The organism is Paenibacillus sp. GYB003, from assembly GCF_036577625.1.
Classification (GTDB): Bacteria; Bacillota; Bacilli; order Paenibacillales; family NBRC-103111; genus Paenibacillus_AB.
Genome location: NZ_JARBDC010000038.1, coordinates 59,885 through 73,758, shown reverse-complemented (window position 1 = coordinate 73,758; position 13,874 = coordinate 59,885). Strand labels below are relative to the sequence as shown.

Annotated in this window: 7 protein-coding genes; 5 read left to right on the top strand and 2 right to left on the bottom strand. The window is 49.3% G+C overall.

The window, feature by feature from the left end; genetic code table 11:
* Positions 1-2 precede the first annotated feature (2 nt).
* From PV407_RS13670 to PV407_RS13660, 4 genes are all read left to right on the top strand, one after another.
* Positions 3-6,947 (top strand): PKD domain-containing protein, encoded by a 6,945-nt coding sequence (locus PV407_RS13670; RefSeq protein ID WP_332090489.1) that lies wholly within the window; start codon positions 3-5, stop codon positions 6,945-6,947.
* Positions 6,948-7,031: 84 nt separating this feature from the next.
* Positions 7,032-7,334 (top strand): helix-turn-helix transcriptional regulator, encoded by a 303-nt coding sequence (locus tag PV407_RS29545; protein WP_442951654.1) that lies wholly within the window; start codon positions 7,032-7,034, stop codon positions 7,332-7,334.
* On the top strand, positions 7,327-8,682 hold the full coding sequence (locus PV407_RS13665) for a hypothetical protein (protein ID WP_332090488.1): 1,356 nt from the start codon (positions 7,327-7,329) through the stop codon (positions 8,680-8,682). Before PV407_RS29545 ends, PV407_RS13665 begins: the two co-directional genes overlap by 8 nt.
* 510 nt (positions 8,683-9,192) lie before the next feature.
* Entirely contained in the window at positions 9,193-9,348 is a 156-nt protein-coding gene (locus PV407_RS13660; RefSeq protein ID WP_332090487.1) for a hypothetical protein, read from the top strand.
* Positions 9,349-9,874: 526 nt separating this feature from the next.
* On the opposite strand, the gene PV407_RS13655 is transcribed toward PV407_RS13660, so the two are convergent.
* Both PV407_RS13655 and PV407_RS13650 read right to left on the bottom strand, forming a co-directional pair.
* On the bottom strand, positions 9,875-11,044 hold the full coding sequence (locus PV407_RS13655) for an MFS transporter (RefSeq protein ID WP_332090486.1): 1,170 nt from the start codon (positions 11,042-11,044) through the stop codon (positions 9,875-9,877).
* Between the two features lie 229 nt (positions 11,045-11,273).
* Positions 11,274-11,720, bottom strand: a complete 447-nt coding sequence (locus PV407_RS13650; RefSeq protein WP_332090485.1) for an Rrf2 family transcriptional regulator — start codon at positions 11,718-11,720, stop codon at positions 11,274-11,276.
* Between the two features lie 979 nt (positions 11,721-12,699).
* Here PV407_RS13650 and dnaN point away from each other — a divergent pair.
* On the top strand, positions 12,700-13,869 hold the full coding sequence (gene dnaN, locus PV407_RS13645; protein ID WP_332090484.1) for a DNA polymerase III subunit beta: 1,170 nt from the start codon (positions 12,700-12,702) through the stop codon (positions 13,867-13,869).
* Positions 13,870-13,874: the final 5 nt, after the last annotated feature.

Here is a 13,874-nt window from a genome sequence, read left to right as displayed (position 1 = left end):
GCTTGAAAAAATATTTGAACCTTTTCATGATTGCACTTATCCTAACGCTGCCTTTCATACACCCTTACGACGGCGTTTTTGCTGCTGGTACTGATCCGACCAGTTTTAAGGTCAAAGATATCGTACCTCCCTCTGTAGCGTTCAATAGTTCGACAGGAAAATATTATCTATCCTCCGACGTTTCCTTTGATGGGGGCACTGTGGATTTAAGTGGCTACGAGGGAATCCAGAAAGTTGAATTGATCGACTTGAAAAGTAATACAGTGATACGTCAGCTCTCCCCTTCGTCGGGGACATCTTATAGTGTTGGGGTTGTGCAAAGCACGGAGTCAATGGATGCCCACACAGTTAGTCCACTTTCCGTGCCATACGGGTATTTCGAGTGGTTTAGAGACCCGAACAAGGTTGTTTGGATGTACGACCTTGATGGAAGTCGAACGCACAGGAGTACACGACCGAATATCTTTGATGCCGGCCCCCCTTCATCATGTTATAACGCTGTAGGCCCCTTTCCCTCCGATGTTAGGGAGTATCTGGATGGTACTTGTGCGCAAGGTACTTTTATGCGAGAAGGGACACTTGAAGGATCGGGATTAATGTCTGTTTCATCTGGCGAAACATTTAATTTATCCGACTTGAAAAATGTCACCTTTGATTCAAATGAAGTGAGAATAACGTCGATCGGAAGTTTATCTACACATTTAGGGATGGATACTTTCACATTAGACCCTAAGACATTGAACTTTAAATTTAAGGTAAAAATGGATTTCAGTGTTGGTGCCGACGACAAGGGCGATGACATACCCGGATTAGGCAAAATCAACCGCTGGGGTAACCAGTGGGAAATTGGTCTAAAAGCGACCGTCTACAAGTACCCCTATATGGAAGTCCGTGTTACAACAGGTCCGACCGGGAACGAGCCCGACCTTGGCGGAATCATTGCAAACGGTCCGATCTGTACGGAGGCCGGGACTGCCGGGGCGTACACGTTCTATTTCAGCAATAACGGCAAGCAGTCCATCACAACTCCGTTTAAGGCACAAGTCAAAGTAGGCCCTTCGGTTATTTTTGAAGAAACGTACAGCAGCCTGAACTCAGGCGGCAGTAAGACGATCAACTTCAACTATACGCCGCCATCGGCTGGCAATGTGACTTTTAACGTGTCGCTCGACCCCGATGGGGCGCTGTTGTCCGGCAAAGACAAAGAAGTGCTGCGCGGCAACAATACCAAGTCATTTACGTACGAAGCGAAAGCTGCCGGCGGTTGCGGCGCGGCCGGGGGAGGAATCGACGGGGACTTTGACATCATTCCGAACACGATCAATTATCGCGACCCGTTCGACATCGTCCCCAAAAACATCACCGTGACCATCCCAGGCTGCACGTACACCAAGCATGAATTTCAGTTTTCGCGCGCAGGAAAGGTCGATCGGTCGCCGGATGTGAATGGGAAAACGAGAACGTTGACGATGACGTACGAAATGTACAAGTATCTGCCGGCGATCGCGGTTGGCACCGTGGACGTAAGTCTGAAAATTCATACGACGTGCGGGGAGACCGGCTGGATCAAAACGAAGCCATTGACGGTCGTGAACAGCGGCAACTTGCCGCCGACGCTTGAAATTAAGTGGTTTAAGCGCGGGGATCGGTCGACGCCTGTGACGCAAGTCATCCAGGGGCAGCCGGTCGACCTCGTCCTGGTAGATACAAACGATCCCGACGGAGATACCGTAACTTGGAATTGGGACTTTGCTGGCAGCAGCTCGAGCTGGATCCGCAGTCTGCCGTCCAAGTACGGTTTCGGTACGAAGGAATTGGACTATAACAATATTTCCACGGCGGACGTCACGGGTTCGCACTCCATTTGGGCATATGCGAGCGATGGAATGGGCGGAACCGGCTCGGCAAGTGCGACGCTGAACGTATTGGCGCCGGCGCCAATTCCCGTAATCAAGGGGCCGTCGCAAGTGGTTCAAAATCGGCCATTGCCGCAGCCGTTTGACTCGAGTGCGAGCTACAGTCCGGTAGGGAGATCGATCGACCACAGCAAAGACGAGTGGGGCAATAAGAGGGCGACCTATCCAACCCCCGGCGACGAGATCATTACGCTTTGGGTCACGGACTCCGCGGGCCTGCGATCCGAAGGATTCGCGTCCCACACCTTAAAAGTCATTCCGGACAAGCCGCCGATCGCGGTGCTCAATGTGCCGCCTTTTGGATTGCGAAATCAGACGTTCGATATCTTCAACAATTCGTACAGCGAAGATGGGGATACGATCGTATCGGCCGAGTACAAGTACAAGTACGATAGCAACAACAACGGATTTGCGGACGATCCGTGGCAGACCCTTTCGGGTGATCTGACAAAAACGGAGCTGCGGCCAACAAAGGTCGGCAAGTACCTGTTCTATACGAAAGTTTGTGAAGATTGGGGAGCGTGCGGAGACACCAGCGCACAAGCCTATGTCGGCCTGACGCTCGACGTAACCAACTTGGCTCCGGAGGTCAGTTTCGATATTAGCGGTAAAAACGAGCAGCCGCCGCTGAATCCATCGATTCCGTTTAGTCCAAGCACGATTCTGGGATGGCCGTTGTACGAAACGAACACAAACAATCAGGTCACCAACAAAAACTATATGTGGGCCGCAGCTGACGGAAAGCTTAAAGCCGGTCTGGGGAAAGGTTTGGAGTTCTATTACCCCAATACCAAGTCTAAGAGTTATCCCGGAGCTCCAAGCGACATGTACCCGATTTTTAACCCGTTCAGTGACGGGGGATTCGGGCCCAACGGCATATCCCCATACAAGGGAATACTGCCGGGCACTAGGGACGCATCACGTGGGCAACCACTCCTTTTGCCTCCGAAGGTCGGCGGGAAGTACGTGGTGAAGACGCCGATCGACCCGACGACACCGTTGACGCCGATTGAGTTTATGAACCAAAATACGCCGATTCAGTCGACCAAGACGCACATTTACTTCTGGGGTGGAGGAGACGCGAACTATAACATAAAAGGTACATTGTTCGCCTATAACAAATCCCGCATCCCTAAGTACCGCAGTGCAACAAAGATGGTTGGCGACGGGTGGTCGTATACGGCAACGCTCGAGCATTACTGGGACGATGGCGTTAACCCATACGATTTGGCCTTCCCCGAAAATGGGGGGACGGCGATCGACTTGGCCTTCCCCAAAAAAGCGATTTTGTATAAAGGTGGCGGATACTACGACGGGTGGCGAAATGAGTCCCCTTCCATTACAAAGTTCGGAACCCAGCTTGCCGGTGACAAAATTCTTGTTCCGTACATGGCTCGGTATAGCACCGAATGTACGTGGTCCGACGGATCGGACGGTGATGGAAGCTACTGGTGCTCGTACGAGGATCCGATTTATGCAATCGCGCAATTCGATGCGCTCAATGGATCGTTGATTGACGATGGCCGAAGCCATCCGATACCGTCAGTCAAAGTCAAGGGACCGAATCCGTGGCTCGATCAAATCTATATTGGGAATGTGCCGGCGAACGTAATCATGAGCACAAGTTACTTGACGATAAGGACTCGTGGAAACAATTTATTGTTCCTCAGCTCCGGATACAGCAGTGGCGACTATTATTTAGAACTGACGCCAGCCGGAGACGTCGTCACATCGGGAATGTTCTCTCAGCCTTCCATCCCCCTTTACGGCTTTAAGAAGACGTATAAGAACAACATTAATGGCCAATGGGTCACTGACAACACGGCAAGGGATTATGATTGCCGTTGGGTAGGGCCGGTTGGGAACCCATTCGCAGGGGGCGTCTACGACGATGAGGGCAACCCGATTGTTTATCGCCAAGTCAAATGCTTTTACCCAAATGGACCGTCGAACGGTGAAATTTTTGATCATGAGCACAACCCTAACCAGCCATCCGGGCTGTACGTTGTTAAGTTCGATCTGGCAACGGGTCAAGTGATTGTTTCGGCCAAGTTGGGTGGACAGCAGTCCAATTACTCCCAACTCGGCCCGTGGGACCAGCCGGAGGAGAACGATGCCTTGATGGCATATAATCCGTTTACGATGACGGTCTATACGCGATCATTTTCGGTCTATTACTGTAATGGGTGCACAAGTGGTGAATTGACCACGTATTACGAAGCTGTCTCCTTGGACGGTTCGGGGGCAAAGTGGGGTGGTCCGCAGCTATCGTACATGTTTAGGAACTGGCAAAGCCCGTTTTATATGACTCCGACAGGAGCGACAGGTTCGGGATGGTGCGCCTACACCGCCAGCGGTACTTGTGAAAGGTATGACTGGCACAATGATAAATTCATCTCGGAGCGATCCCAAGGTGGCGGTGGCGGCGGAAGTTATAGTGCCACGAAAACCCGGAGCTTTATTTATGGCCAGTTTGTCGGCGACGGAATTTATCTATCGATGTATGGCGGGCATGATCAAAGCGGTTGTTCGGGATGCTCTGCACAAGGTTACAGCACAAGCGACCGGTTCGTCTTCTTAGATGTTGGTGCGGTCAATACAAGCGGAAGCACCGGATTTCGGTTGGGGCAGTTTGTCAGTCCGGGTACCTACGACAACTCGGAGATCAATTTCACCCTCAACTTGGGACAAGCCAAGGCGGATAATGAGTTTGCAGGGATATCGTTCCGGATGCAGGATCCCACGAACCGATATGCGGTCGAAGTTGATGGAAGTAACCTTTACATTTCAAAATACGTTTCCGGTGTTCGGTCTGTTTTGAAAAGTATCGGGTTTTCGATGCAGGATCGGGTCGATTACGGATTCAAGCTCATCGCGAGCGGATCGACCATCAAGCTGTCCGTAAATGGCGTGCCGTACTTCGATTTTACGGACGAAACGTACACGTCGGGTAAGTTTGGGCCATTCAGCAACAAATCGTACGCGAGCTTTGGTTCGATTTCGATCAAGGGCGTGCTGCCGAATAGAGTAGAATGGTTGACTGATTATGCGATTTACAACGAAGGATTTGCCGAGGTCAAGTACGACAATGTCAAGTTTGCCGATCCGGAGAATGACCCGATGGCGGGCACCTATAAATGGTCGATCGCGCATACACCGAAGTTCCTAAACAATCAGGGATATTCGACGCTTAACGGCAAAACATTCTCGTCAGCTCAAGTCAACTTTGACGCGGTCGGGATTTACGACGTGACGTTACGTGCTAAGGACGATCCGCATCCGAATTATTTGACGCCAAGTAACGTTTTCGATGCCTATCGGAAGGATTCGAACGCCTATTCGAAACGCATTACGGTGCATCGTAGACCGATTTCGTTATTCTCGTTGGTCCAAGGATCAGATGGTCGATTTGTATGGGACTACCAAGATTATGATCCTGACCGTTGGCAAAATGCTTGGACGTATTCCGGACCAGAAACGCCCGGAATGAATTATGCGACTGACCGGGGAATCAAGGATCGGAAGCATTATTACATTACGCCAAGCGGAGTGCTGCACGAAGGCAAACTGGTCAGCCCACAAGAGGTCGGGAATTACATCGTGGGCCTCCAATCGATTGATGAATGGGGGGCCGAATCCATTCCATACGAAGTGAGTTATTGGGTCAATGTAAAGGGACCGGCGAACACACCACCGACGGCAACGATGCGTGTTCCGGATGGAACAAGTTCCGCCCCGACGATCGTCACGACGGTAACTCCATACTTTGAATGGAACCAAAATGATGTTGATCCCGGAACGCTTTTCTCGGCTTTCCAATTACAGATCCTCAATGAATGGAGTGGCTTAATTTTTGACTCGTATTCGTTGGGACAAGGACCAACTCCGGCAACGGTTCAAGGATGGACGGTGACAAGCGCCCTTCCGGCCGGCCAAAAATTACAAGTCCGGGTTCGTGTTTACGACGGAACGGATTGGTCTGAATGGTCGCCGACCACTTGGTTCTTTATCAACCGCCCTCCGACCGCGGTCATGCTTGTGCCCGGCGGAACGGAAAGTAATCCGACCAAGTTTAACGATCCGCAGCCGACTTTTCAGTGGTCTCAAACCGATCTGGATCCAGGTACCGTATTTACGTACTTCCAGCTGCAGGTTACTAATGAGGCCAATACGTGGGTCATTCATGATTCGGGGCAATATTGGCAGGGGACAAGCTCCACAATTGGAAGCTACAGACCTCCGGTTGAGATGCCAAAGGGGCAAAAGCTGCGTGTATGGGTCCGCGTATTCGATGGGTATGAATGGTCCAGTTTTTCGCCACAAACCTGGTTCTATATTAATCAGGCGCCAAATGCGAATTTCGATTGGGCCCCTAAACCGGCATGGGAAGGGGACACAATCACGATCACCAATTTGTCGAGTGACCCGGATGGGGATATTTTGACTTATAATTGGACGATTACTGGACCTGGCGGATACAGTCGATCGGCCAACTCGCAACATACATCCATACTGGGGAGCGATACCGTTAAACGTCCTGGGGCTTATGTCGTAAGTTTGACGGTGACCGACCCTCATGGCCTACCAGCGTCCGTGACAAAAACGATTGTCGTCGGTGAATTGACGATAATCGGCCAAGTAAATCATACACCGCAATGGGAGAGCAACCGAAAAGCGTACAATTTATCGGTTTCGGGGAACGAAGAGAGTCCGTGGGTAAAGTCCCGCTTCTTAGCTGGTGAAAAGTTCATCCTAAATGCTTCAACTACGGACACTCTTGGAAGCACAACCGTTGCAAACCAGGTTACAGCTACATTGCTCCAGACCGGTGACAGGAGCGTATTGTCGTCCTCAAATCGGATTTACTGGTCGGGAGAGATGTGGAAAGAGACATTCGACCAACTGTCGGACGGGGCTTATCGGTTCCGGTTTGAAGCCCGGTATACAAACGGAGTGGTTAAGACTACAGAGGTCCCTATCACCATTGATAAAACCATTCATGATTATTTCGATTTAGTTCGGGTCAAATAAAATTAGAATCAAGTGATCGCGAAGGACGCACATCCCCCAATGGGGGAGTGCGTCTATTTTATTTCTGGAGGTCGGTAGGTTCTGATGTTGGGAGAACAAAGGGTTCAACATTTATTTTTTCCATCGACTCGAGCAGAATGCATTCGAATCTTGCGGCTTCGATTAGGCTTCACTCAAGGAGAGGTTGCTGAAAAACTTGGATTATCCCGGGAGCAGGTATCCAAGATGGAAACTTCGTTTTTGCATGTTTCCGAAACTTTGTGGGATTTTATGCTGGATCAAGCTTATAGACAACTCTATTCCGATAAGAATGTCAGTTATGAAGATTTCAAATCAACTGTCAGCAGATTAATACATAACCGAGCAAAGGAAGATAGACATGGATGAGAAGCGTCTAATTATTATAGGCACCGGAAATGAGGAGCTTGACGAAATCTTAAAGAGCGATCTTGAACAAAACGGGGTTGGCCAGGTTGTCTCGAAAATTGCAACAAGGAACATTCTATTGAAGCGTGTCGCTGAAACAAGCGCAAATATGGTTATCGTCGGGGAGGACTTGATTGGAACCGATGGAACAGACGAAGAATGGGAAGTCATTTTTGATGAATTAAGAGATTTCAGCCTGCAAATTCGAATTATTTTCATTTGTGAGCGTCCGGATGATGACTTATTTCTGGCCCGTCTGACGACCTTTTCCATTTTCGATATATTTAACGACGGCTCTATTCCGCACGACTTCATACGGCAAATTACTAAACCTCCTGAGTTCAAAAACATCCAAAAGTTTAAGAAAAATATACGAAAAGCGACCGAAGACTTGATACAGGAACAGCGGGAGCGGGAAGCAGAAAAAATTATTAAAACCGGCGTTGTTCCAAAAACGGAACACCAGGTTATCAAAACAACAGTTCCCATCTATGAGCGGCTTCTCATTCCGCCGCAACTTATCGTTATTGCATCAGCCTTCGAATGTTCAGGATCGTCCACTTTCGGAAAAGTGTTTTTGGAATATTTAGCCAAACTGAGGCTACATGTTGGAATGTTGGAATCTCCTTTTTCAAAGCCTTCCTGGTTCGATTTTTTAAATGCCAAACCTATCGTAAGCGAAACAGGAAATTGGAGGAGCTGGCACCATCAAATCGAAATAGATGCTCAAATTTCAACCGGCCATGATATTACGATTCGTGATGTAACCTACTTAATTCGAAACAAGGGGGAAGATGTAAAGGATTGGGATGTGATGAAAACAGCGCAACTCGTTGGAATGGCAAGGCAAATACCGATTTTGTTTTATGATCTTTCCTCAAATATTTGCGATGAAAGAGAAAAGCTGGTGTTGAGACAGGCAAACCATCTGTTTCTGGTCACCTCGTTTGATCCTGTCCGCGTGAATCGGGAGTTCCGGCACTATAAAAAAATGCTCGAGAATGTTTCCGTTGATAGAGTGACGCTGATCTGCAATCGATCAAACCAGAAATTGGAGAAAAGCTTTGGTGAGCAAATAAAATCTGCTTACAGTATTGAACGAATTTATTATCTGCCGTTATTTGAGAAAATGCTTGAAATATCTATGGAAGGAACTTCAGTATGGGATCATGTTACGGACGATCTGAAAGAATCACTTGACCAGCTTTTTTATCAATTAGCTGCCCTTATACTAGGTGAAGAGACTCTAAAGAAACTTCGCCCGGAGAAGAAGGAAGGCGGTTTCTTGAAAAAGTTGTTCGGAAAATAAAAAAACTCGTCATCTATTTGAAGCGGATCCTCTCCGAAATTCACCACAACCCACCATCATTTAATTCATTTTAACCGGCGCACGCAGACGTTTCACGTCGCGTAGTTGTCGCCGGTATATCCGTTTGCTTTGCCTCCGGCATTGCTGCCGAAATTGCGCTATCGAGACTATCACGACCGTCAGACGATCTGACCATGCGCCGACAAACAAGCGGTTGCCGACAAGATCGCTTGCATCGCCCACAACCGCAGGGCGGCCGCCGACGCTGCTCGACGCCGCCGGCATCCCCGTACCGTCGCATATGCAGGGACGGTCGGTGCTGCCGCTGCTGCGCGGGGCATACGCCGACTGGCAGGAGGAAGGTTCGTGCAGATCAGCGAATCCCAGGTAGGCCAGGCGATCCGTACGGAGCGGTGTGACTTGACGGACCGGAACGGGAGCCGGGACGCCGTCTCCGACAAGTACGAGGAGGAGTAGTTTCTGTACGACCTGCTGGTCGAACCGTACGAGATGAACAATATCGTCCGGCTGGACGCCTTCGCCGACGTGCGCAAGGAGTTGGCTGAAACGCTCGCGCGGTGGATGACCGAAGCCGACGAGGCGGCTCCGGAGATCGCTCCCCTTCCTGCCGTGAAGTCGGGCCGTCGCAAAATCCGCATTCGGTAGCGTTCGGGATGCGGTGAGGCTCTTCACGGAGACAAGGGCCGCGAGCGCGGCAATCAGACCGAACGGCCGAAACGGCCCGCTGTGACGCTCGTACGGCTTCGGCACGGGCCGTTTCGTCTATGCGGACCCGCATGTACAGTGGTGTGAGAGGAAGGGGGGGCAGCCTCCTCATAATGCTCCAACGGACATGGAATTAGGGAAAGAAAACGGGGATCGCATATGTGAGTAGCCGCGTGTAAGATGACAAGAACATACATGCTTATTAAGCCGCGCATCTGCGGCTTTTTTCGTTAATTATGGGTCATCGTTACTGTCGAAAAATCGGCAATGCTTGCTTACGACAATTGGGCTTTCGTAGCACTTTCCGCATTTCCATAACATTTCCAAGTTGTTCAATATACGCCTTATAAAAAAAGGCGCTGGCCGCAATCTGATCGGAGGTTACTGAAGCTTGGCGTTTTTTGCGACCAACGCCATCCACGTAAGAATATGAAGCGCAACGGTGTATTCCAGTGCTGCATGTTTCTTATTCGTTTAGGGAGAAGAGATCTTTCCTTTGGTTTAGCTCGTCATGCCGCCGGGTGAACAGAAATACGATGAGCCCGATAAGGACGACAGCCCCTCCGACGATTCCGAGCCAGGTGACAGATCCATATTGGATAACAAGGCCGCCAATCATGGAGCCGAGAGCCGTTCCCACATAAAGTGTGGAATTATGCAAAGAAAGCACGACCCCCGAATCTTTTCCGGATAACCCAATCAGTCTGTGCTGCTGCGCTGGATTGAACGCAAAGCCGGCGAAACCCCATAGAGCCATCGCAGCTATGCCGAGAGCGACAGACTTGAAGAAGGATAAGGCAACGACCGCAACCATCAGCAGGAGAAGCGCCAATACGATGGTGCGAGCAGGACCGTACCGGTCTGCAGCGAACCCCCCGAAGTTGACGCCCAGAAAGCTGGCGATTCCCGAAATGAGCAGCATAACCGTGATGGTATTTTCCCCGGCTCCGACTCTGCCAAATATATCGCCAATATAGGTGTATACGACGTAAATGCCGAAAGCCCAGGCCAGCGTTATCGATAATGCGGTCAGGATGGTCGGGTTTTTCAGAAAAGACAGCCGTTCTGCCAAAGTGACGGATGCGGGTGCCGAAATGGCGGGAAAAAACAAGCGAATGCAGACGGCGGCGATCAAGGCGATAATGCCGACAAACCAGAAGGTCATTTTCCAATCAAATACCGAGGCAATCCAATTCCCGAGCGGGACACCTAAGACTAAAGCGACGGTCATCCCGCCAATGACGATGGAAAGCGCCTGTCCCCGCTTTCCTGGAGCGGCAAGGATGGATGCGCTGTGATTGGCTGCCGGTGTAAAGAGTCCAGCGCCTGCGGCAGCGACGATCCGTCCGACGAGAATGAGACCGTAGCTGGGCGCCAGACCGCAGAGAATATTTCCAAGGGCAAAAATAATTAAGGCATACGTCAACAGTTTGCGCCGTTCAGCAAGTCCGGTAAGTGTCGTTAATACAGGAGAGCCGAGAGCATAGGCAATGGAAAACACGGTGACCAACTGCCCGGCCGCGGATACGGAGGTATGCAAATCCCGGGCAAGAGCGGGCAGCAGGCCGGCAATCATAAAACCTTCCGTTCCGATCACAAAGGTGCCGATTGCGAGAATAAATATGCGAAAATTCATAGGGTTTCTCCTTTCAAGTACAAAAGTCGGATTCAAAGAAAACGGTTCAGTTACATTGAATTGCATTGGACGGGGGAATAAGTCAATGACACTGACTTAGTTTCATTGGATGGCAAAAAAAAATGACCGAATAAAGCAAGGACACCGATCCAGTTTTATTGAAAGCCAATGCAAAGGTTAACCTGGAGACCTTCCAAATCGCTTTTTTCTCCGGTTAACCTGCAGTTTCTTATCCCGATTGTGAATTCTCGGCCAGTGTATCATGCAGCAGACGGGAGATCGTCACTTGTTCGAGTTCCTGCTTCATGGCTAATTCCGATTTTGTAAGAATCGGATTTAGGGCCGGTTGTATCCCTTTGCCGATCAGACATTTCGGATTCGGCGAACTGTGATGAAGCTCGAAGAGCGGCTTTTCCACAACAGCCTCATAAACATCCCGCAAGGTGATGGAATCCGGATGCCTGGCAAGCTTCCATCCGGGGGTGGTCCCTCCGTGCTGAACGATGACTAAATTGGCGTCATGAAGCGATTTTAGAATGCGGCGAATAAAAACCGGACTGGTGTTCACGCTATTTGCAATACGATCGGAAGTAACAAAATTGTCGTTATCTTCGGTCTTTTGCGCGATCCAAGATAATATATGCAGCGCGACGACGTACCTGCTGACTACGGCCATCTGAACGTCCCCCTTCCAACAGTACCAGTATAGTTACAATGAACCTTCATGTCAATGTAATAGCCTTCGGCGAAAGTTAACCATCGCATCCTTGCTGAACCGGCGATCGTTGAGCGTGCGGGAAAGGACGGCCCGCCCGGGATCCGGAGAAAACGAAATGCGTATCCGGCTATGCCGAATGCGCGAATCGGCTAACGAATCCTGTAATCGCTATCGGTGCCCGAATGGGGCAGATTGGATATGTTGCGAATACTGTATCGTTATTTCCGGCAAAATGGCTCGTTTCGTTCAACTTTCGGCCCGATAGCGATATCCGGATTCGTTACAATTTCAAATCCGTCGTTTTCGCGCAAGTACGCGTTTTACGATTCGTCCCGACGAACCGACAGACGGACTTATTCGGCGGACCAAACCCGTGGAACGATACCGCGACAAAGTCTGCAAACGGTCCGGCCGCAATAATTCTCGTCGCGTTTTTTTGTGTTTCGGCAAAACGGGGGGACGTTTAAAAAGGTCCGAATGTCCGCGGCATTTTGAGCAATATAAGGGAGTACGGCCAAAATCGGATAACGAAGGAGTGAACGTAAGTTGTGCCGTTAACGCAAACGATGCCGAACGCGCCGCAGCTGCAGCGTGTCAAAGACCGCCGCGCTGCAGCAGATCCCCGTTTCTTTCAATAGCGTGAACTGCGATGAGCTCGGCGCGACAAAAAGCGGCCGGACGGATGATCCGTTCATACTCAGGTAGACACCCGGTTGAAAAATATGGTACTATGAAAGTGAATTTTTTATTACTTTGCTCTTGATGGGCCTTTTTGCGAGTCTCAACCCTATGGGTGTAATGTTCTTGTAGAAGAACTGTGCCTATAGGTTTTTTGCTTTTTTGGGCGCTTTCAAGCCGATTTATGCTGCTTCTCTATCGAGGAGCTACATAGATCGGCTTTTTATTTTATACATAACTACATATAGGAGGCATCTTCATGGCAACTGCAGCATCAAAAAAAGTAATTGCAAGTACGGAGACGGTAGTAATCCAGGATATTCGAAGGCTTATCGACATGATGGAAGTAGCAGCTGCAGCAGTGGATAAATCTACAATTGAAATCCTCAAGGGCGTGTTGTTTGAGGTAGAAGGAAGCAGTCTTATTCTAACAGGTTCGGATAGTGTGACTACAGTCAGGGTGAAGGATGAAGGGGTTATTACAGTTCTTGGGGAGATCAAGTTTGTTGTTCCCGGAAAGTTTTTCTACGATGTTATTAAAAAAATGCCCTCGGGCGAGATTGAAATCGAAATTAATCCGAACGTAAGCGCCACATTAAGGGTAAAGATTGGAAAGAAACAGCCTGTTACAATGCAAGTTAACCTGTTGGCAGCTGAACAATATCCGGATTTTGACCGAAAACCATTGCCATTTCGATTTATGGTAAAACCGAAACAGTTGGCCTCTGCTCTTAGAATGACCATGTACGCTGCCCTCGAAAAGAACGAAGGACATATCTTGTCTGGAATTCACTTTGAGGGTCGAGACGGCGAGCTACGACTGACGGCCACCGATCGGTTACGAATGGCACATATGGCGATACCTTTAGTGGAATCGAATGAACAATTTTCTAACTTGGTTGTCAGCGTAAATGCTGTTAAGGCTATTACCAAACTTTTGGATGATTTGGAAGATGACACAGTTTTCGAATTCTCCGAGAATGAGATTCAACTAGTGTCAGAAAAGCTTGTTTACCAGACCCGCTTGGTTAATGGGAAATTTCCGGATTGCAGCAAAATACTCAATTCACAGCATTCGTCTGTGTGCATAATAAATCGAAACGAACTTATGGCTGCTCTAGAGCGTGCAAAAATATGTGCGACTGCTTCCGATTACAAAACAATTTTTATTGAACTTAAGGGGGACGCTTTGTATTTAAAAGCAACCTCTGATGGCCCAAAGTATGATGAGGAGGTCCAATTGGAGGGCGGAAAAGGAGAAGTATCCCTGGCGGCAGACGTTTTTTTGTTGCTTGATGCCATTAAAAGCATCTCGACTGACCAGGTACGCTGCAAATTTCACGGTCAATATTCTCCAGTACGGTTTGAGCCAATTGTCGAAGATGATACGGAACAAATTGCTCTCGTTACGCCAGTGAGAATGAAATAAGGAGT

Bases quoted from the DNA above. Each gene is read 5' to 3' on its own strand.
- PV407_RS29545 (WP_442951654.1), top strand. From the start codon at position 7,032: ATGTTGGGAGAACAAAGGGTTCAACATTTATTTTTTCCATCGACTCGA.
- PV407_RS13665 (WP_332090488.1), top strand. From the start codon at position 7,327: ATGGATGAGAAGCGTCTAATTATTATAGGCACCGGAAATGAGGAGCTT.
- PV407_RS13660 (WP_332090487.1), top strand. From the start codon at position 9,193: ATGAACAATATCGTCCGGCTGGACGCCTTCGCCGACGTGCGCAAGGAG.
- PV407_RS13655 (WP_332090486.1), bottom strand. From the start codon at position 11,044: ATGAATTTTCGCATATTTATTCTCGCAATCGGCACCTTTGTGATCGGA.
- PV407_RS13650 (WP_332090485.1), bottom strand. From the start codon at position 11,720: ATGGCCGTAGTCAGCAGGTACGTCGTCGCGCTGCATATATTATCTTGG.
- dnaN (WP_332090484.1), top strand. From the start codon at position 12,700: ATGGCAACTGCAGCATCAAAAAAAGTAATTGCAAGTACGGAGACGGTA.